Here is a 19,585-nt window from a genome sequence, read left to right on the forward strand (position 1 = left end):
ATTTTTAATTTAACACTCTTATGGTGTAATGTCAACACTTCTTGCAAAAAAAGATATAATTTTTTGATTTTGTCCTTGCCGTTTATCTACCAATATAAAAGTCGGCTAGGTCAAAGAAATTCTTTGGGCCTTGCCGACTTTTACAGTTACTGATTATCCGTGTTCTTTTACTTATTTTTCTTCCCCAAATAAGCTTCCTGAATGGTTGAATCCGCCAGTAGCTCTTTTGCGCTGCCTGAGGCGGTAATAACCCCCTGTTCCAGCACATACGCTTTATCCGCTACCGAAAGTGCTTTAAAGGCATTTTGTTCCACCAGCAGCAGCGTTTTACCCATCTGTTTAATTTCTACGATAATCTCAAAGATAGTGTTGATTAAGAGCGGTGCTAAGCCTAAAGATGGTTCATCCAGCATGATTAAGTTTGGATTGGACATCAATCCCCTGCCCATAGCCAACATCTGCTGCTCCCCGCCTGACAACGTACCGGCAACTTGTTTTTCCCGTTCTTTTAATCTGGGAAAAAGGTGATACACCCGCTCAAAGTCTTCCTGAATCCCCTTCTTATCCGTCCTAAGATACGCACCCATTTTTAAGTTTTCGTGCACAGAGAGGTTGGCAAAGATGATACGTCCTTCCGGTACCTGACAAACTCCCGCCTTAACCACTTTATGAGCCTGTCTGGGAAGGTTCTGGTCTTCATAGATTACATCTCCCTGATATTTGACCATACCGCTGATAGCATTTAATAAGGAAGATTTACCTGCACCGTTTGAACCGATGATGGTAACAATTTCTCCCTGCTGGACATCGATGGAAATTCCCCGGAGAGCATGAATACCACCGTAGTGCACATTAAGATTGTTTACCTTCAACATGAATGTCTTCCTCCTTCCCCAGATATGCTTCGATTACCCGCTTGTCGTCCTGTATCTCATCCGGCGTACCTTCCGCCAAGGCTTTACCAAAGTTTAATACAAAGATTTTATCGCACAGTCCCATGATTAAATCCATGTGATGTTCAATGATGAGGACAGTCAGATTAAAATCATCTCGTATCTGCCGAATCAGCTCCATCAGCTGAATGGTCTCTTCTGGATTCATACCTGCTGCCGGTTCATCTAAGAGTAACAGCTTTGGATTTAAAGCTAAGGCTCTGGCGATTTCCAGCTTTCGCTGCATGCCGTAAGGCAAATTTGCCGCTACCATATCCCGAACTTCCCACAGTCCCATGAGCTGAAGCAGTTCAGCGGTCTTTTGATTCAACATTTCCTCCTGCTTGCAAAAAGAACTAGCCCAGGGCAAGGTTGCCTTTAAGATTGGCAGCTTCCTGGGAAGCACCGATTGAAGAAGGCCATAGCTCCCCGAACGATGACAGGCAGTCAATACGTTCTCAAAGACACTGAGCTTCTTAAAAAGCCGGATATTCTGAAAAGTTCTGGTAATACCTTTCTCCGCAATTTGATAAGGCTTTAAGGGCTTCCAATTAAACCGTCTTTTAACACCATTTACAAAACCTTTTCCATAAGGATCGGCACTTGCTATGGAATCACCATAAAATAAAATCTCTCCCTCACTTAGTGTATATACTGCGGTAATTAAATTAAAAATAGTGGTTTTTCCGGCTCCATTGGGGCCGATCAGGCCAAAGATTTCACCTTCTTTTATGGTAAAGCTTACATCTCCTACCGCCGTCAGGCCACCAAACCGCTTTGTAACATTTCTCATGGTCAAAACGTCGGTCATCCTTCTGCACCTCCTTCTGGAGCATTTATCGCACTTTGGCCCTTTTTCTTTCCAAACTTCCTGAAGAAACGAATAATGCCTTTGAGGCTGAATTCCATACCACCCAACATTCCCTGAGGTCTTGTAATCATAATGATGATAACGGCCGCGCCATATACCACCAATCTCCATTGAGCAAATTCTCGGAGAAGTTCTGGCAGGAAGGTCAGTATAAAGGCACCGACCACACTTCCGGTAATGCTGCCCAAACCTCCGAAGATTACCATAATAGTCATTTCTGTAGACTTAGTCAGCTGGAACATGAGAGGCTGTATAAAACCCAGGTAATGGGCCCACAGGGCTCCTCCTATTCCTGCATAAAGGGCTGAAATAGCCAGAGATGTCATCTTATAGTGAAATACGTTGATGCCAATGGCCTGGGAGGCCAATTCCTCTTCTCTTACTGCAATCATATTTCTTCCATGCCTGGACTTAATCAAAAATGCCATGGCGGCTATGCCTATGATATTGATGATGACTACCTTGGCTAAAGTAGTCTCTAAAGGAATTCCCGGCAACCCTCTAGCCCCGCCGAAGTATTGCAAATTATCGAATATTAAACGCACTGCTTCCCCAAAACCAAGGGTCGCTATACAAAAGTAATCCCCTTTTAAATTTAATGTAAAATATCCGATAAATAGCGATGCGACCATGGCTGCAATACCGCCCAGCAGCAAAGCGGCGTAAAAAGGAATACCGAAATTCATGGTACAGATTGCTGAAACATACGCACCGATGGCCATAAATCCTGCATGGCCAAAAGAAAAGAGCCCGGTGAAGCCCGTCAGCAAAGACAGGCCTAAAACTACCATCAAATTGATACCTACTAAAATCAAGATACCTTCGATGTAAAACCAACTGAACATAGAAAGTACCTCCTCTACGCCTTATCTTCCGTAATCTTTCCCATGATACCACTAGGTCGGATTACCAATACGACAATAAGTAATGTAAATGCAATCAAGTCCCTGTATTGAGAAGCAATGTATGCCGAGCTTAAGGTTTCAATCAACCCCAAAAGCAGACTGCCCACCACGGCACCAGGCAAGCTGCCCAGACCTCCAAATACAGCAGCAATAAAGGATTTATTTGTAATCACGCCTATTTGCGGATATACCGTATACTTCATCCCGAAGAGCATACCTGCTATACCGGCCAGCATACCACCCAGCAGAAAAATAACAAAAATGATACGGTTTACATTTACCCCCATTAGATTACTTCCCCTAGAGCTATAGGAACAAGCTCGAATAGCCAAGCCTACTTTGGTTTTTTCAATGATAAAGACCAAAATGGCCAAGCTGATTGCCGCAATAACAAACATCAGCACATCAATTCGGCTCACGGAAATACTGCCGAACGTAAAGGGAATGGGATTAAAAATCTGAGGATAAGTTTTAAAAGTTGGGCCGATGGTCGCAATAACTAAATTCTCCAAGAATATGGAAGCGCCCATAGCCGAAATGATAAAATACAAGGAGGGTGCATTCCTCTTTCTAAGAGGACTGTATGCTACCTTCTCCAATACCACAGCGATTAACCCGGCTCCGAAAGCCGCAATAACCAAAGCTCCTAAAAATGACATGGGTAATAAATGCAATGCGTATAAACCAATATAGGCCCCTAACATGATGACTCCGCCATGAGCAAAATTGGAAAAGTTTAAAATACTATATACCAATGAGTATCCTACCGCCATTAGTGCATAAATGCTTCCAATAGACAGACCGTTTATCAACTGTTGTAAAAATACACTCACCTGCAAATCCTCCTAACACTTTGAGTAAAATAAGGCAGTTGGAAAACTGCCTTATTTAATTCTCTTTTACTGGCCAAAGGCACTAATTTGCACCATACTTCTGCATAAAGGCGTATTCAAATTCACCGGTTTCAGGGTTAAGCTGAATCTTCTGAATGGCAGCTTCTTTTCCTTCTGGATTATGAGTTTTTTCGCCAAGCTTTATGGTTCCTGTCACACCCTTAACCTCTACCTGAGTCAACGCATCTGTTATCGCCTGAGGATCAGCATTTCCTGCTTTTTCAATCGCTGCCAATAATACTTTATAAGCATCATGCACCATGTAGCAGTTTATTTCTGGAGTCGTGCCGTATTTTGCTATGTAAGCCTCTGTAAGCGGTTTTACGTCTGGGTCATTGTAGTCAAAATGATTAACTACATAGCTTCCCTCTAAAGAATTTCCAGCCATCTCAAACAACGTGTCTGAAGGCCAGCCGTCTCCACCCATCAAGGTTGCTTTGATACCCAGGTCTCTAGCCTGATTGGCACTTAAAGCGACTTCCTTATAGTAGTAAGGCATCAGAATTACTTCCGGGTCTGCTTTTTTAATCTTAGTCAACTGAGGTCTGAAATCCGTATCGCCAGCTTTAAAAGCTTCTTTTGCAACGATAGTTCCGCCCTTTGCTTCAAAGGTTTCAATAAAGTACTGCATAAATCCTTGAGAATAGTCACTAGCTACATCATATAAAATTGCCGCTTTTTTATATTTTAAAATATCTGCTGCATATCCGGCAGCTACAGCACCCTGATAAGGGTCTGTAAAACATACCCGAAAGTTGTACTCATTTACGGAGCCGTCATCGTTGACCGTAATTTTAGGATTTGTAGCAACCGTGGCAATATCAGACACTCCTGCGGACTCCAGTACACCAGTGATGGCCAGGGCCTGGGCGGACGCATTTGGTCCTAAAATAGCGCAAACTTTATCCTGAGATACCAATCTCTTGACTGCATTTACAGCCTCATTCGCATCTCCTTTTGTGTCAAGAGCCACCAATTCCAACTGACGGCCTAAGATTCCTCCGGCTGCATTGGTTTCATCGATCAGCATTTGCACGGTCTGACTTTCACACTTTCCCCAAGGCGCCTGATCTCCTGTCAGGGAACCAATCCAGCCGATTTTAATCGGATCTGTCGCCGCATCACCGCTGCCGCTGCTACCGCCTCCGCAGCCAGTAAGAGCCAGCAGTAGCACCATCATGATGCTGATAAATAAAGATACTTTTCTCTTCATTTTCCTTACCTCCTAAAAACATAATTTAACAATATGCCATGGACCTAATGAGAGCTGATTTGGTAAACCATTTTTGTGCTCTCTTTTGTGATGATTATATGAAATCGCTTCATTCTGCTTCAATTTGCTTCAAAAGAAATCAAAAAAATGTTTCAAATCTTTAGAATTAACTGAATTTTTTGTATCATCTCCAACATTGTTTTATTTATTAGCCTTAAGAGCGCAAACTTGTTTAAAAAATAAAAAAGAAGAAAAGCAAAAGGCCATCCAGCCAAGGAGGCGGACAGCCAATATCTCTTTACAATTTATACTTTCTATAGCAAAATCCTATGATTCTTGCTCATAGATCATCTTTTTCTTTAACTTCAGCCACCCCGCATATAGCTGGTCTAATGTGGCATCGTAGACCTTTGCTACCGGCGGACTGGAGAACACCACCGCACACAGCGATGCAGCCCCAAATACCCACAAGTAATACACGGTCAAGTTGGGACAAGGAAATCCCACATCCTGAACCACATATCGGAAGAACAGATGGAAAATATATATCGGCATGGTATTCATACCTATATAAGACAGATAGTTCTTTTTGTTTGGCATCAGATTCAACAGTACGATAGTCCACAGCACCGCCAGAATCAGCACTACACCCCGCAAGATTATATCAGTATACCAAGGAATACCAATATCTGCCGCTGTCGTCTTCAACAGATAAAAAGCCACCGGCACCTTTACATAAAACGCCAGTCCGTAGGAAGCCCCCAGCAGAAGGACCAACAAAGGGATACTCTGCCATTTCTTCAACTTCTGCAAGGATTTCAACCTGTCACTGGTGCAATAATAGCCCATAAGAAAAAATGGAAAGTAGGAAATAGTCCGGCCCAAAGCGAAGTAATCTGTATCCACCGGCAACAGACCAGCGATGAGATAGATGCCGATACTGATTGCCAATAAGTGTTTAATCTTCACCAAATCCTTTAGATAATACCGATAGAAAAATACCGAAAATAAAAACCACAGAGCAAAGGGAGGCTTTAAAAAATCTAAATTAGCATGACCGAAATATAGATAGCGAAATATGTAAAAAATCAGCGTAAAGAACAGGTATGGCAGCAAAAACGTCTGAAAGGCTGATTCCCTGGCCCGATCTACCTTCTTTGAAAAGTAACCCGATAAGAACATAAACAGCTGCATGACGAACACATTAATGGTAATATAGACAATGCCGCTGAGGGACCCTTGAGAAAACTCCCCTCCCACTCTGGTAAAATGAGAAATGGGTATGCACCAAATAGCCAGCCCCCTGAGATTATCAAATATATAGCTTCTGACCTTTGCTGTCTGAGGAGCTCCTATTGATACCGTATTTTCCATAAAAAACCTTCCTTTTTGTAAAATTTATTTGCAGGAAAGGCGGCAGCGGCCGCCTTTCCTCATTTAATCACTACGCCTAAAAATCTGGCCAATTCCGCCGCCTGCATCCAGTCTACCACTGCACCGCTTATCTCTCGGGCCTCTGTGGAAAGGATAATCCCCTCAATCTGACACTCCCGCAGATCCACCCCCTTCAAGGGGGTCTTATACAGATTGGCCCGGACCAAACTCACGTCTTTCCACCGCCACTTTTGTCCCTTACAACTGTCAAGCCAGGCCTCCGATAAATCACAAGTTTCTAAGACCATATCCTGCAACAGACATAAAGTAAAGACCGCATAGCGAAACAGACAGGCCCTTAGCTCCACTTGTTTAAAAACGCTTTCAGAAAAGTCAGCACCGATCCCCTTCACCTGCTCAAAAGAACATCTGCTAAAGGTACTGCTGCTGAAATTGCAGTTAGAAAAATCACAACTCATAAATAAGCAATCCTTAAAGTAGGATTTAGGAAAGGCCGAATCGGAAAAAACGCAGTTTTCAAAAACTGAACCAGATACCTCCAAACCAGAAAAATCTCCTTTTTCCACGGAAACCCCAGCGATATACCGATCCTCCAAGGAGCTGCCCTCCTGGTTTGCCGCCTCAGCCAGCTCCAGAAATACAGCTGAATCTTCTATATTCTCAAGTTGTTCCCTCGCCTTCTCTGCATCCCACTTTTTCATCTGCCTTTATCTCCTGTCTGCCTTTCCGCCGTCTTATTCCTCCGCCCAAGCTAAGGCGCAGCGCACGGCTCGCTTCCAGCCCTTCAGCATAGACTGCCGCGTTTCTTGCGGCAAACTAGGCGCAAAGGTCTGATCAATTTGCCAGTTTTGCACAACGTCTTCTTTGTCCTTCCAATACCCCGTAGCTAAGCCTGCCAAATAGGCAGCACCCAGAGAGGTCGTTTCTATGCACATCGGCCGCTGAACCATGGTGTCCAGCAAATCCGCCTGAATCTGCATGAGCAGGTTGTTGGCGCTGGCTCCGCCATCTACTTTTAAAGCCGCTAGCTTGATGCCTGAATCTTCTTCCATGGCCTGTAGCAAGTCCGCTGTTTGGTAAGCCAGTGATTCCAAGGTAGCCCGTACCAGATGATTCTTGTTAGCCCCTCTGGTAATGCCCAGAATCGTGCCCCGGGCGTATGGGTTCCAATAGGGTGCTCCCAAACCCACAAACGCTGGTACTACATAGACTCCATTCGAATCGGTTACAGAAGCAGCCATGGCTTCTGATTCTGCGGAATCGTGCAAAATACCTAATTCATCCCGCAGCCACTGAACAGCTGCACCTGCCACGAAAATAGACCCTTCCAAGGCATATTCTACCTTGCCATCTAAACCCCAAGCAATGGTAGTCAAGAGCCCATTCTGGGACTGAACCGGCTTTTCCCCGGTGTTCATAAGCATAAAGCAACCCGTGCCATATGTATTTTTTACTTCGCCTTCTTTAAAGCACGTTTGTCCGAACAAGGCGGCCTGCTGATCCCCAGCGGCTCCGGCAATCTGTACGCTGCCGCCGAAAATCACGGGATCCGTGGTGCCGTATAGGCAGCTGGACGGTTTAGGCTCCGGCAGCATTCCCGCCGGAATATCCAGCTCAGCCAGAATCTCTTCATCCCACTGGAGCGTATTGATGTTAAACAGCATAGTCCTGGAGGCATTGGAGTAGTCGGTTACATGAATCTTACCCATGGATAATTTCCAAATCAACCAAGTTTCGATGGTGCCGAAAAGCAAATCGCCGTTTTTCGCCTTTTCTCTAGCTCCCGGCACATGCTCCAAAATCCAGTGCAATTTTGTGCCAGAAAAATAGGCGTCAATCAGCAATCCTGTCTTTGACTTAACCTTTTCTATCAAGCCTTCTCTGGTCTTGAGCTGGTCGCAATATTCCGCCGTCCTTCTGCACTGCCAGACGATGGCGTTGTAAATAGGCAGACCCGTGTGCTTATCCCATACCACCGTGGTCTCCCGCTGATTGGTGATGCCGATGGCCTGGATATTTTCATAAGTCGCATCAATCTTATAAAGGGCTTCCTGGGCTACTCCCACTTGCGTAGACCAGATTTCCATGGGGTCGTGCTCTACCCAGCCGGCGTGGGGATAAAGCTGGAGGAATTCCTTTTGAGCCAAGCTGACGATTTCGCCTTTTTTGTTGTACAAAATACATCTCGAACTTGTGGTGCCCTGATCCAGAGCCATTATAAACTTTTCCATAATCACCTCTCCACATTCAACACAATCAACTGAATTTTTCCGTTTTCTCCGGTTCTACGGAAGGTGTGGGTCATCAAATTTTCTTCGCCTTCGTTGGCGCTGTTCCCGTTTGAAGCCCAGTCGTAAATTGTCCGCTGGAGCCGAAGCGTTCCGTCTTCCTCTTTAAAATGCTCTTCTATTATAACATAATCTGTTTTTTCATCCAATATAAGTTTCTGATCTCCCTCCACTAAATTGCCGGATTCCGCTGAAAAATTTAGCTGTGTTCGGGAAACCAGCCGATGCTGTTCGTCCATTTGCAGAATATCCGCACGTTGCAGCAGATTTATCGGTTCCAAAATCAAAGAAAAGCTGTTGGTGATTTTACTCCCCCGTTCTGTATCTCCGGTGGCAGTTAGGCTGGTCTCGTAAGATTCCGACATGCTGTAGGTCTGCTGTCCACTTCGATATTGGTTATCCGCTATCAGGGTCCGGTCTGAACTGGATGTCAGATAAACGCTACCGTCAGCCCGCCGATAGACGGGGTAAATCAGCTGGTCTCCTCCGTTGGCTGGAATGCTCAAGGTTCCGGTCAGGGCATAGATATTTTCATTGGCTGTGGACCCATCCTCTGAGCCGTTGGCAGTTACCGCCATATGGGTGTCGTAGATGCTTTCAGAGGCGTGAATCTCCGTGTGGGAACTGGGCGCTCCGTCTATCATTTGCCGAATCAGGGAGTAGCCCATATAGTAGCCATCAAGGTCCCCAAAGGTGTAGCTGCCATCAGCTTCTTTCTTCCCCTCCAGTGTCCAGTCGCCATTTAGCTTCTGTATCTCCTGATCGGTAAGCTGTTCTACGCTGCCGTCGGCTCGCACCAGCTTCTTTTCCTGATAATACAAGGTATCTCCCTCTTGCATTTCGTAATTCCTCAGATCCTGAGTGTAAATGATGAAAATCCCAGTCAGCTGGTCTCCGTCTTTCAACTGCTGTAAGTCTGGATTTGCCAAAGTGCATCCACCAGCTATCACGGCAGCCGTCAGGATTAAGAGGAACAGCAGCAGCCTTTTTTGTCCGTTCTTTCCCCTATTCATCTTCTTCCTCCTCCAATTCTCCATTAAACCATAAGAGATCGCCCACATCACACTGCAAGTAGAAACAAATCTTGTTGATGGTGCTGAAACGTACCCCCTTAGCCCTGCCGCTTCTGAGCACGGACAAGTTCGCTTCTGTTATAGGAATTAACTTGCAGAGCTCTTTTGCGGTCATGCCACGTTTTTTCAACATTTCATCTAAATGAACTTCTATTGCCATCTTTCCTCCGCTCGTGCCTCTTTCTGAAGCCTTCTCCTTTTAAATAATCATCTGATTTTCCTTGTACAAAGCCGCACTTTCCTGGAAATATTCCGCCAGCAACAGACCAGCAAAGGCAAGAATCAGCGGTAAAAACGGAATTTCCAGCAGAATATTTACCTGGCGAAGCTCCCTCCAGAAAATCAGCTGGATTCCGTGCCGGATAACACCACAGCAGACTGCCGCCAAAACGGTCCTCCGGCTTCGCTCGGCCATCAACCTGGCCATTTTTGCCGCCCCAGTCCCAAATTTGTCCGTCTTCAATTCACAGACCAATTGGACCGCCGTTTGCAGGATACTGACCATACAAGCCAAAGGCAGCAGCTTCAAGAAACAATTAAAAAACACGACACCTGCAAAAGCATATCCTTTCAACGCTTCCAACTGCTGAAAGAGCTCCAGCGAAAGGATAAAGCAAATCAAGGCCACATATGCCACTGTACCGCCAATTAGCAGCCCTTGAATCCGCCGATGCAAATCTGCACCGCTTATGCTGCCCGCCAGCCGCAAAATCCCGTACCCCAGCAGCAAAGAATAGCCCACTGCCGCCAGCAGTCCCTTAATCCACGGCAAGCTCTCCATCCATTCACTGCCGGGCACCTCTGGTAAAAGCAACGTCAGGGCCCCCGGATTGATGTAGCAGTACATGGCAAAAAACAGATAAAGCGATAAAGTTAAAAGTAATGCTTCTGCCAGTCTATCCCCTTTTATCCCACGGTTTCTCAGTACCCTGATTGCCACAGGCCCTGCCGGGCTGAGGCAGAACATCACATACAACACCCACGATATCACATTACCCACTACAGAATGCAGAGACAGGCTCCTCAATAAAGCGGCTATCCAATCAAAAGGCACGTACCACCCCCAATAAAAATCGGTCACTGTCCCTGAAAAATACAAAACGCTTGCCAGTACGGCTGACAGGAGCGCCGTCAACCCCACCAGAAGATTAAATCGCTTCATTTCCACGTATAATACCCCTTTCCTGTGCTAAAAAGATTTTTTCGTTCAGCCAGATGTTTTTCCTTATAAAAAAATTACTGTTTTACGATAATTTCATTCTCATCATAAAACAGTAATTATTGTTTGTCAATAATTTTTCAATTTCAAGCCTTGGCATTTTTAGTGATAATCTGGAAAACTACGCTGCATCCACGTTTTTCATTGTGTTGAGCATGAGCACACATTCTCGGTCGAAGGCCCGGTCAAAGGCTTCGGCAGGGGCGATAACCGTTACCACATAGATGCCTTTATCCAGAAAAACGCAGAAAACTTCTGTAAATATTCCATTCTCCAGATACGCTCCCGCAATCATCTTCTCTTTCACAATGTAATTAAATCCTGGTTTCCCTGCAAAGCCCTCAAAAAGTTGCTCTGCATTCATGTCTGCCGGCGTTGCACCTTCTGCCTTATTTACCAAAGAAAAGGTTGCCACCGCCTCCTTGCCGTGATTCAACACCACCTTTTTTTCGTTTTCCTCTTTGACAATCCACCCATCAGGCAAAACCATTTCAAAATTATGAACTGTATTTTTATACGTATTCAACCCCATGGAGATACCCTTGGTGGTGGAGTTGTAGTCCACCTCTGCTCCTAGCCGTTCTCCGATGAACCTCAGTGGAACGTAGGTGCTCCCATTGATCAGCTGACCAGGCACCTCAATGGCTGTTTGCGTACCATTAACCAAAACGTAATTTTGACCGATCGGAACCTGAATCTTTTGATTTTCCATAGTCACCGTTGCTGTGTGTGTACTGGCAATCCAGTCTACATCACACCCGAGGGCTTCACTGATAAATCGCAACGGAACTAAAGTCCGATTTGAAATCAGCTGAGGGGGTGCCGTCATGGTAACACGCTGCCCATTAACTTGGGCTGTAGTCTCTCCTAATGTAAGATGGATGGTTCTACTGGCCGTGTCGCCAAATGCAGCACTAGGAGATAGGACCAGCAACAAAATAGCTAATAGTACGGATGATATTCTTTTCACGTTTTTTCCTCTCTGTTTTTAACCTAACAATTTGCGATTTAAACTTAAAAGTTCATAAACCTATTGGCCGGATTAGTCAGTCGGCGCAAATCCACCTTTTCGTTTTTCAATAGCCATACTTTGGCAGGGATCCCTCCTGCATATCCGGTGAGACGGCCATCGGTGCCCACTACTCGATGACAAGGAATAATGATAGAAATAGGGTTGTGTCCCACAGCGCCGCCTACTGCCTGAGGTGACATGCCTGGCTTGTCCATCTTCTCTGCCACCTGTCTGGCAATTTCTCCGTAGGTGATGGTCTCACCATAAGGAATCTGACAAAGGATTTTCCAGACCTCTTGTCGGAAGGGTGTTCCTTCAGGTGCCAAAGACAAGGAAGAGATGTCCGGTTCTTCTCCAGCAAAATACCGATCTAGCCAAGCTTTCACCACACGAAATACAGACAACTCTTTTGTTTTTGTCACTGCTCCTGTTACTGTAGCCTCAAAATATTTTTGCCCCGGGAGCCAGAGGCCTACCAGCGCGTCCCCATCACTAGCCAAAGTTAACCTTCCCAAGGGAGACTCATAGTCCATTTTATAATATACCTTGCTTGCCTTCTTGCCATTCATCATAGGCACCTCCTTATTTATCCTATTATATATCAATGGTGCTACCCAGCTTATTCTGCCTTATAGTCGATTTCCTCTTGTTTAAGCCCCGGTATTGGCTCTTCCGCTGAATCCACATAAAACTGTACACTTTTTACAAGCTGCAACAAGTCATTATCGCTGCCATAACGGAGGTCAAGCCAAAAATCATACCAACTGTTGTTATAAAGCAAGCCTATGCGCAGTTGCTCATAAGTGTCTGTCCTACCTGATGCGGCGGGATAATCGCGCTCGTACAACCGTTTTACGGCAGGCACAGGAAAACCAGAAAGCTCTTCTTCCGAAATCAGGCTGGCATGATTGAGTTCGTATAAGCTGTCCTCGCTGAGCCGTTCCATACCGCCTATATTTACATCATTATTCCATAAGGTAAAATTATCGGCATCCTCTTCCCGATAACGATAATTTAAGAGATTGTCAGGTATTTGCATGGAATAGGACTTTCTTATCATGATGCTGCTTTTAGCCAACTTCAGCAGGTCAACATCAATTGAGGTGGTATCGCCATTTTGATCAGGCAAAGAAGCGACCATAAGTAAATCCGTATAATTGCTATCCCTCATGGAAATTACATAGCGTTTTCCCGCAAGCCAGCTATGGGTACTGTTTTCCTCTTGGAAGAAATGTACGCTCATACCACCAACATCTTCCATTTCTATCCGTCCCGCAATTATTATATTCCAGTCTTCCGCCGGGTAATCCGACGGAACTTGGAAGCTGATTTCGATATCTGAATCTGAGTATTCTATACTGTTTTGTAACTCCTCCAACGCGGCGGCAGCGGACATTGCCCTATTTGATCTATTTGCTACACTCGTGCAGAGTGCCAATGCTCCGACAAACAAAAGAAGCAACAAAATCCCAGACACCATGACCATAATTTTCGATGTCCTTTCGCACTTCTTGTACTCCATAATATAAATACGCCTCTCTTTCAATATCCATGCTTCTAATAGGTCGTTTTAGCATGCAAAAAGATGCCAGCCTAGGAGGCCAGCATCCTTAAACAAACTCTGCTAAAATTGTGTTGGATACATCAATGCCTGATAAGGTAAATCGCAGCCGACCTTCTGTAAAAAGAAGCATCCCCGCCTCCACCTGCTGGATAACCCAGGCTTTCTGCTCCGGGTAAGCCTGAAACAGGTCTTGCCCAAACCGACTCTCAAACTCCGCCAAGCTGATGCCTTCCCGTTTCCTCATGCCCGTAATCATAAATTCTACCATCTCATCCCGCTGGGAATTCGGATGATGCCATTCCACCCAAGGCAGATCACTTTCAGCCGTTTCTGTACCGAGGGCTTTTAAATACTGCTCCAGGTTCCGGACATTGCTAAACCGCTGACCTTCCACGTAGGAATGTGCTCCCAGGCCCACTCCCAGATAATTTTCCATGGACCAGTATTTTAAATTGTGGCGGCATTCAAACCCTGGTTTGCCAACATTGGAAATTTCATAGTGTCGATATCCCGCCTGCTCCAGCCGCTTTAAAGCAACATGATACATCTGCCGGTCTGCTTCATCAGACACCATTTCCAGCCGACCCTTTTCAAACAAGTCAAAATAAGGAGTCCCTTCTTCCAGCTGCAAGCTATAAAAGGATAGGTGCTCCGGGTTCAAGGCCAGGGCTTGATCCAAGGTATCCTGCCAAATTGCCAGGGTATGCCCTGGGACAGCAAACATCAAGTCCAGATTGATATTGCAAAACCCTGCTTTTCGGGCCAGCTGAATGGCCTCTGTCCCGTCTGCGGCCTGATGAACCCGGCCCAGCCGCTTTAACGTATCTTCGTCAAAAGACTGAATACCGATGCTCAGCCGATTGACCCCCGCCTCTCGGTATCCTTCCAGCTTCTCCAGATTTAAAGTCTTCGGATTGCACTCCATGGTAATCTCTGCCTGGGGCTCCACCTGATAACTATCTCTCAACTGCTGAAGAATCTCACGTATGCTTGCCGCCTCCAGTAGGGAGGGTGTTCCCCCGCCGAAGAAAATACTGTCTACCGTGAAATCCCCTTTATAGATTCCTCCGTAGGTTTTCAGCTCCTTTATTAAAGCAGCTGTATAAGATAAATACAGCTGCTGATTTCCCTCTTGAAAAGAAAGGAAATCACAGTATAGACATTTTTTTATGCAAAAAGGAATGTGTATGTAAATTCCAAGTTTTTTCATGCTTTCACTCAAATCCGGTCTATTCCAGACCTTTTAGTTCCCTGTAATAGATGGCAAACCTACGGTCACTGCTTAAAATGTGATTAATCACCCAGTTGTTAATAAACTCCGTAAATTCTTTCGTAATCTTCTGGCAATCTCCCTCTGCGATTAGCGCTTCCATCTCCTTGGACTTAAACCGCATCCGTTGGTGCTCCGCCTGATGTTCTTCAAAGGCCGGGTAGCCGCTGTCAGCCAGAAATGTCTCTTCTGCTTGAAAATGATATTGGAGATAGTCGTTTACAAACTCAAAAGCCTCCCGCACCCCTTCTTCTGGCTTGTCCGCCAGTAGCTTGATAATAAAGGTGTTAGCCCGCTTTAAAAACTCCTTGTGCTGGCTGTCCACAAGCTCAATATCGGTCTCTAGCTTCTTATCCCAAAGAAACGTATGCAATGGTTCTGACATTCCTTCCCCTCCTTTACTCCTATTAGCTGGCTGATTTCTTCTTTTTTGGCTTTGGTGCCGGAAGCTCCTCATACATGGCCAGGAGCAGTTCAGCCAGAAAGGCTCTGTCATCTACATCGTCTACCAGCAGCATGTCCTTTGCTCCTTCATAAGGCACCTCTCTGGGAGCTGTAGGCATGAGACGGCAAGCGGATTCTGTGGGTTTTATCAAGAAACGGTCGTCATAAATGCCGCCGACAACTTTTCCACCATAATAAAGGATGTACTCTCCCATCATAGCTCGATGAGTTACCCCTTCCAGTCCCGATAACTGTTCCATAATAAAGTTCACATATTCCTTGCTGGAAGCCATCTCCTCACCGCCTTTCCTTTTAACGCAGTCTAACCCTTGCGATATCTACTTGTTATCGTCGTACTTGAGCACGGCAGTAAAGGCCTCCTGAGGCACCTCCACCGTTCCAAACTGCCTCATACGCTTCTTTCCCTCTTTCTGCTTTTCCAGCAGCTTCTTTTTCCGGGAAATATCACCGCCATAGCACTTGGCGATAACATCTTTACGGTAAGCCCGCACGGTTTCTCTGGCGATGACTTTCTGGCCGATAGCGGCCTGGATTGGCACCTCGAACTGGTGCATAGGAATAATCTCTTTTAGTTTTTCACAGACAAACTTTCCTCGGGCATACGCCTTCGATTCGTGAACAATCATGGAGAAAGCGTCCACCAAGTCCTTGTTTAACAGCACATCCATTTTCACCACCTGAGACCGCTCATAACGGATGAATTCATAATCCAGGGAGCCATATCCTCTGGTCTTAGACTTCAAGGCATCAAAGAAGTCATAGATAACTTCGTTCAGTGGCATTTCATAGTGAAGCTGAACCCGGGTTTCCGTGATGTATTCCATATGAATCATCTTGCCCCGTCGATCCTGGCACAATTCCATGATGGAACCCACATATTCCTTTGGTATCATAATATCCGCCTTGACGATAGGCTCTTCGATATAGGAAATCTCCGTAGGTTTAGGCAGGTTGGACGGATTCTGAATCATCTGCACTTCTCCCGTGACAAGAACGACCCGATAGATAACGCTTGGAGAAGTGGTGATTACCGCCAGGCCAAATTCCCGCTCCAGACGCTCGACAATAATCTCCATATGAAGGAGGCCCAAAAAACCGCAGCGAAAACCAAAGCCTAGGGCCTGAGAAGTCTCCGCTTCAAAATTGAAAGCAGCATCATTAACCTGAAGCTTTTCCAGCGCATCCTTAACGTTCTCATATTTCTCGCCCTCTGCCGGATAGATACCGCAGAAAACCATGGATTGAACCTTTTTATAGCCCGGCAGCGCTTCTTCCGTCGGATTGCTGTCCAAGGTGATGGTATCACCTACCCGAGCATCGGCGACCTGCTTGATGCTGGCGCAGATGTAACCTACCTCACCGGCTCGCAGAACGCTGGCTGGTACTGGGCCTGGAGAGTAAAAGCCTACCTCCGTCACCTCGTATTTTTTCTTGGTATTCATCATACGGATGGTGTCGCCCTTCTTCACCTGTCCGTCAAATACTCTCGTGTAGATGACTACACCCTTGTAATTGTCGTAATATGAGTCAAAAATCAGCGCTTTCAGCTTGCCCTCTACGCTCCCTGAAGGTGGTGGTACCTGCGCCACGATGGCTTCCAACAGATCATCGATGCCGATGCCTTCCTTGGCTGACACTAAAGGTGCATTTTCTGCATCAATACCGATAATGTCCTCAATCTCCAGTTTCACTTCGTCCGGTCTGGCACTGGCTAGGTCAATCTTGTTTAAGGCCGGAATAATCTCCAAATTCTCATCCAAAGCTAAGTATACGTTAGCCAGAGTCTGAGCTTCCACTCCTTGGGTGGCATCCACAATCAGCACAGCCCCTTCACAAGCCGCCAAACTTCGAGAAACCTCGTAAGTAAAGTCCACATGTCCCGGGGTGTCAATCAGGTTGAAGATATATTCCTGACCATCCTTGGCCTTGTACGACAGTCTGGTGGTCTGGAGCTTGATGGTAATCCCCCGCTCCCTCTCCAAATCCATGTTGTCCAAAAACTGTTCCTTCATATCCCTGTGAGCTACCAAACCGGTGTTCTCGATAATTCGGTCTGCCAAGGTGGATTTGCCGTGATCTATATGAGCAATGATGCTAAAATTTCTGATGTGCTTCTGGTATGAGTCCATACTTCCTCCTCAATTATAATAATACTATTCCCAGATGGAAGGTGGTCAAACAGGTTTGACCCCTTTATATCCCTACTATTATAATTGATACAGCGGTAAATTTCAATTATTAATCCAATTTAAAAGATGCGGGTTGTTCACCCGCATGGTAAACTCATAGCCCAGTGCAAAGCTATCACCGGGCTCTTCTACTTGAACTGGATTTAAGGCCATATCAATAGCGGGCTCATAGCCTGCCAGATGGCCGCTCCTCACGTCTACGGTCCAAACTCCCGCCACGCCTCCGATTAGGAGAAGGGCGATTAACAGTCCTCTGAAAAAGGTTCTCATCTTTTGTACCCCTGTTCTCATAGGGCTTGTATTTGCTGCTTCGGTTTTCCTGGCTTAGTTGCTGTTCTCCTGGATGACCTCCGCCAGCACGTCAGCAAAATACTTGGCACAGGCATCGGCTTCCCGGATATTATTTTCATTATTGCCGATTTCCAGCAACATGTGATAATCCGATACATACTGGTTGAATTTGTATTCCTTGTCGATGATCCGCCCTCCGTAGCCAGGGAACATCTCTTCGGCTTTCTTATTCACCGTATTCCCGAATATTCGCAGTTTTTCTGCATTCGGATTGCCTTTCCCTACCACCAGGTTGTATTTTGCCACCGTCTCGCCATTGACAATGGTCGTCTTTCCGCTTCCGCCGGAATACCCCGCAGCGTCCCTATGTAAATCGATGACCACCGATGCCCCAGGGTATTTGGCCAACAGGTTGTTTATCGTTTCCAATGACCGACTATAGGATTGATTGTAGGAAGGGTTGTCGTGAATGGTCTTGTCATGGATTACCTGAATGCCCTTTTTTTGCAGTTCAGCTGTCAGCACATTGCCGACTTCCCGTACGGTTCCCTCTTCCTGTATAACGTGAAAATTGCCGTCGGAAGCCGGCTGATAGGATTCCGTGGCATGGGTATGGTAGATGATGACCAGCGGTTTACCGTTGTCAACGTTGATGGTCTGAGGCGATGGATTATCTGCATCCTGTGTATCCACCACCGCAGGAGCCTCAGCCGGAGCCTCCTGGGCTGCCGCAGCATCTGCCGCACCATTTTCTGCTTCTTTGGAGGCATCCACCTCCTGTTGACTTTCTCCTTGTTGGCTATCAGGTACCTGTTGTCTTTGGCTGCCTCTGCTGCCTACCATCAGGGACCCGGACAGACACATTTTGCCCACGTCCGCCGCTGTCAGTTGGAGCTCCCCATTGCTACTTTGCTTCATGCCCTGCATCGTCAGCAGGGCGGTCATCATAAATACGGCCATCCCCAATGCAAGCAATCGTTTTCCTCTCATTTTTATCCCCCATTCAGGCGACGACGTCGGCGCTTATCCAGCCTTTCATCCTTTCGCCCTTATGAATATATGCCAGGATGGAGCGTAATATTAATGGCATTTGCGATGATGTCCGAAAAATCTTTAATAACTTGATCAATGTCCGTGGACGTGACAATCATGTCTTGGCCATTTTGTTCTATATAGTCCTCCACTTCCTGTGGATTTTTGATATAACCTTCCAGGGCATCAAGAATCAGTGTGCCAGAATCAATCACCGTCGGTACGCCGATGGAGATGACCCGATGGCCTAAGCTCTCTTGGTCCAACATGGTGCGGTGATTGCCCATACCAGCTCCCGGTGAGATGCCCGTGTCGTTAATCTGTATGGTGGTGCTGATACGAGCTATATTTCTGGCTGCCAGAGAATCCACGACCAAAATAATTTCTGGCTGAACGATGTCTGCCGCCTTTTTAATTAAATCCGCTGTCTCCATGCCGGTAGATCCCATGACTCCCGGAATAAACCCGCTGACACAAGCCTGCTCCTCGTCGCCGTCGGATTCATAGATAATAAACCAATGACGGTTGACCCGTACCTTCGATACGGTGTAGGGCCCCAGAGAATCCGGTGTTACCTTATCATTGCCCAGTCCAATGACCAGTACTTTTAGATAATAGTGAAAAGGAATTAATTCTTTCAGCTCTTCCGCCAAGGCTTTTGAAGCCCGGGCTTTCAAATCTTCCTCTCCGTCTATGAGGCCATCAATTTCTAAAGTAATATAGTTTCCCGCTGGTTTTTGCAGGGTAAGTTCCCCCCTGTGGTCTAAAATAGCAATTCTGGTGGCCATAATGCCCTCTCCATGCTCCACTTTCTCCATGTGGACTCCGTCAATCTCCCCCTGCTTTCCCCGTTCTTCCTCATACATTTCCATATTTTCAATGGCCAAATCGGTTCTGTACTTCATCTATTTCACCCCTTTTCCTTATATTTCAAAGTTTTTCTATCCTCCTTGATTTTTCCCTTGCAATTTGT

At 46.0% G+C, this 19,585-nt stretch carries 21 protein-coding genes; all 21 read right to left on the reverse strand.

What is annotated here, in order from left to right; genetic code table 11:
* Positions 1–167: 167 nt before the first annotated feature.
* The 21 genes from Ami103574_RS09560 to gpr all read right to left on the reverse strand — a co-directional run bounded on the left by Ami103574_RS09560 (position 168) and on the right by gpr (position 19,517).
* Entirely contained in the window at positions 168–875 is a 708-nt protein-coding gene (locus Ami103574_RS09560) for an ABC transporter ATP-binding protein (RefSeq protein WP_163066807.1), read from the reverse strand.
* Complete coding sequence (locus tag Ami103574_RS09565) at positions 853–1,743, reverse strand: ABC transporter ATP-binding protein (protein ID WP_163066808.1); 891 nt, start codon at positions 1,741–1,743, stop codon at positions 853–855. The genes Ami103574_RS09560 and Ami103574_RS09565 overlap by 23 nt, the downstream gene beginning before the upstream one ends.
* Positions 1,740–2,648 carry a branched-chain amino acid ABC transporter permease gene (locus tag Ami103574_RS09570; protein WP_163066809.1) on the reverse strand — a complete coding sequence of 303 codons (909 nt, stop codon included), beginning with the start codon at positions 2,646–2,648 and terminating at the stop codon, positions 1,740–1,742. The genes Ami103574_RS09565 and Ami103574_RS09570 overlap by 4 nt, the downstream gene beginning before the upstream one ends.
* 14 nt (positions 2,649–2,662) lie before the next feature.
* Positions 2,663–3,541, reverse strand: coding sequence for a branched-chain amino acid ABC transporter permease (locus tag Ami103574_RS09575; protein WP_163066810.1), 879 nt, complete (start codon positions 3,539–3,541; stop codon positions 2,663–2,665).
* An 82-nt stretch (positions 3,542–3,623) separates the two neighbouring features.
* On the reverse strand, positions 3,624–4,814 hold the full coding sequence (locus Ami103574_RS09580; protein ID WP_163066811.1) for an ABC transporter substrate-binding protein: 1,191 nt from the start codon (positions 4,812–4,814) through the stop codon (positions 3,624–3,626).
* 327 nt (positions 4,815–5,141) lie between these two features.
* Positions 5,142–6,188, reverse strand: coding sequence for an acyltransferase family protein (locus tag Ami103574_RS09585; protein WP_163066812.1), 1,047 nt, complete (start codon positions 6,186–6,188; stop codon positions 5,142–5,144).
* A 59-nt stretch (positions 6,189–6,247) separates the two neighbouring features.
* The gene (locus Ami103574_RS09590; RefSeq protein ID WP_163066813.1) at positions 6,248–6,910 is read right to left on the reverse strand and encodes a pentapeptide repeat-containing protein; all 663 of its coding nucleotides are present in this window, start codon (positions 6,908–6,910) and stop codon (positions 6,248–6,250) included.
* Between the two features lie 33 nt (positions 6,911–6,943).
* Complete coding sequence (gene glpK, locus Ami103574_RS09595; protein WP_163066814.1) at positions 6,944–8,440, reverse strand: glycerol kinase GlpK; 1,497 nt, start codon at positions 8,438–8,440, stop codon at positions 6,944–6,946.
* A gap of 2 nt (positions 8,441–8,442) precedes the next feature.
* A complete protein-coding gene (locus Ami103574_RS09600) occupies positions 8,443–9,510 on the reverse strand; it encodes a hypothetical protein (RefSeq protein ID WP_163066815.1) in 1,068 nt (355 codons plus the stop codon).
* Positions 9,503–9,730, reverse strand: a complete 228-nt coding sequence (locus tag Ami103574_RS09605) for a helix-turn-helix domain-containing protein (RefSeq protein ID WP_163066816.1) — start codon at positions 9,728–9,730, stop codon at positions 9,503–9,505. The genes Ami103574_RS09600 and Ami103574_RS09605 overlap by 8 nt, the downstream gene beginning before the upstream one ends.
* Positions 9,731–9,769: 39 nt before the next feature.
* Positions 9,770–10,738: a hypothetical protein gene (locus Ami103574_RS09610; protein WP_163066817.1), complete on the reverse strand. Its 969-nt coding sequence runs from the start codon at positions 10,736–10,738 to the stop codon at positions 9,770–9,772.
* 172 nt (positions 10,739–10,910) lie between these two features.
* On the reverse strand, positions 10,911–11,759 hold the full coding sequence (locus Ami103574_RS09615) for a copper amine oxidase N-terminal domain-containing protein (RefSeq protein WP_163066818.1): 849 nt from the start codon (positions 11,757–11,759) through the stop codon (positions 10,911–10,913).
* 44 nt (positions 11,760–11,803) lie between these two features.
* Positions 11,804–12,373, reverse strand: coding sequence for a methylated-DNA--[protein]-cysteine S-methyltransferase (locus tag Ami103574_RS09620; RefSeq protein ID WP_246213120.1), 570 nt, complete (start codon positions 12,371–12,373; stop codon positions 11,804–11,806).
* 47 nt (positions 12,374–12,420) lie between these two features.
* Entirely contained in the window at positions 12,421–13,323 is a 903-nt protein-coding gene (locus tag Ami103574_RS09625; protein WP_163066819.1) for a hypothetical protein, read from the reverse strand.
* Positions 13,324–13,411: 88 nt separating this feature from the next.
* Positions 13,412–14,575 carry a radical SAM family heme chaperone HemW gene (hemW, locus tag Ami103574_RS09630; protein ID WP_163066820.1) on the reverse strand — a complete coding sequence of 388 codons (1,164 nt, stop codon included), beginning with the start codon at positions 14,573–14,575 and terminating at the stop codon, positions 13,412–13,414.
* 19 nt (positions 14,576–14,594) lie between these two features.
* Positions 14,595–15,020: a bacteriohemerythrin gene (locus tag Ami103574_RS09635; RefSeq protein ID WP_163066821.1), complete on the reverse strand. Its 426-nt coding sequence runs from the start codon at positions 15,018–15,020 to the stop codon at positions 14,595–14,597.
* 22 nt (positions 15,021–15,042) lie between these two features.
* Positions 15,043–15,372 (reverse strand): TfoX/Sxy family protein, encoded by a 330-nt coding sequence (locus Ami103574_RS09640; RefSeq protein ID WP_163066822.1) that lies wholly within the window; start codon positions 15,370–15,372, stop codon positions 15,043–15,045.
* 45 nt (positions 15,373–15,417) lie between these two features.
* A complete protein-coding gene (lepA, locus tag Ami103574_RS09645) occupies positions 15,418–17,229 on the reverse strand; it encodes a translation elongation factor 4 (protein WP_163066823.1) in 1,812 nt (603 codons plus the stop codon).
* 102 nt (positions 17,230–17,331) lie between these two features.
* Positions 17,332–17,559: a hypothetical protein gene (locus Ami103574_RS09650; RefSeq protein ID WP_163066824.1), complete on the reverse strand. Its 228-nt coding sequence runs from the start codon at positions 17,557–17,559 to the stop codon at positions 17,332–17,334.
* A 54-nt stretch (positions 17,560–17,613) separates the two neighbouring features.
* On the reverse strand, positions 17,614–18,570 hold the full coding sequence (gene spoIIP / locus Ami103574_RS09655) for a stage II sporulation protein P (protein WP_163066825.1): 957 nt from the start codon (positions 18,568–18,570) through the stop codon (positions 17,614–17,616).
* Between the two features lie 59 nt (positions 18,571–18,629).
* A complete protein-coding gene (gene gpr, locus Ami103574_RS09660) occupies positions 18,630–19,517 on the reverse strand; it encodes a GPR endopeptidase (RefSeq protein WP_163066826.1) in 888 nt (295 codons plus the stop codon).
* Positions 19,518–19,585 lie beyond the last annotated feature (68 nt).

It is taken from the genome of Aminipila butyrica (assembly GCF_010669305.1).
GTDB lineage: Bacteria > Bacillota > Clostridia > Peptostreptococcales > Anaerovoracaceae > Aminipila > Aminipila butyrica.

Bases quoted from the DNA above. Each gene is read 5' to 3' on its own strand.
- Ami103574_RS09620 (WP_246213120.1), bottom strand. From the start codon at position 12,373: ATGATGAATGGCAAGAAGGCAAGCAAGGTATATTATAAAATGGACTAT.
- Ami103574_RS09625 (WP_163066819.1), bottom strand. From the start codon at position 13,323: ATGGAGTACAAGAAGTGCGAAAGGACATCGAAAATTATGGTCATGGTG.
- Ami103574_RS09640 (WP_163066822.1), bottom strand. From the start codon at position 15,372: ATGGCTTCCAGCAAGGAATATGTGAACTTTATTATGGAACAGTTATCG.
- Ami103574_RS09590 (WP_163066813.1), bottom strand. From the start codon at position 6,910: ATGAAAAAGTGGGATGCAGAGAAGGCGAGGGAACAACTTGAGAATATA.
- Ami103574_RS09585 (WP_163066812.1), bottom strand. From the start codon at position 6,188: ATGGAAAATACGGTATCAATAGGAGCTCCTCAGACAGCAAAGGTCAGA.
- glpK (WP_163066814.1), bottom strand. From the start codon at position 8,440: ATGGAAAAGTTTATAATGGCTCTGGATCAGGGCACCACAAGTTCGAGA.
- lepA (WP_163066823.1), bottom strand. From the start codon at position 17,229: ATGGACTCATACCAGAAGCACATCAGAAATTTTAGCATCATTGCTCAT.
- Ami103574_RS09600 (WP_163066815.1), bottom strand. From the start codon at position 9,510: ATGAATAGGGGAAAGAACGGACAAAAAAGGCTGCTGCTGTTCCTCTTA.
- Ami103574_RS09635 (WP_163066821.1), bottom strand. From the start codon at position 15,020: ATGTCAGAACCATTGCATACGTTTCTTTGGGATAAGAAGCTAGAGACC.
- gpr (WP_163066826.1), bottom strand. From the start codon at position 19,517: ATGAAGTACAGAACCGATTTGGCCATTGAAAATATGGAAATGTATGAG.
- Ami103574_RS09560 (WP_163066807.1), bottom strand. From the start codon at position 875: ATGTTGAAGGTAAACAATCTTAATGTGCACTACGGTGGTATTCATGCT.
- Ami103574_RS09580 (WP_163066811.1), bottom strand. From the start codon at position 4,814: ATGAAGAGAAAAGTATCTTTATTTATCAGCATCATGATGGTGCTACTG.
- Ami103574_RS09565 (WP_163066808.1), bottom strand. From the start codon at position 1,743: ATGACCGACGTTTTGACCATGAGAAATGTTACAAAGCGGTTTGGTGGC.
- Ami103574_RS09605 (WP_163066816.1), bottom strand. From the start codon at position 9,730: ATGGCAATAGAAGTTCATTTAGATGAAATGTTGAAAAAACGTGGCATG.
- Ami103574_RS09650 (WP_163066824.1), bottom strand. From the start codon at position 17,559: ATGAGAACCTTTTTCAGAGGACTGTTAATCGCCCTTCTCCTAATCGGA.
- hemW (WP_163066820.1), bottom strand. From the start codon at position 14,575: ATGAAAAAACTTGGAATTTACATACACATTCCTTTTTGCATAAAAAAA.
- spoIIP (WP_163066825.1), bottom strand. From the start codon at position 18,570: ATGAGAGGAAAACGATTGCTTGCATTGGGGATGGCCGTATTTATGATG.
- Ami103574_RS09570 (WP_163066809.1), bottom strand. From the start codon at position 2,648: ATGTTCAGTTGGTTTTACATCGAAGGTATCTTGATTTTAGTAGGTATC.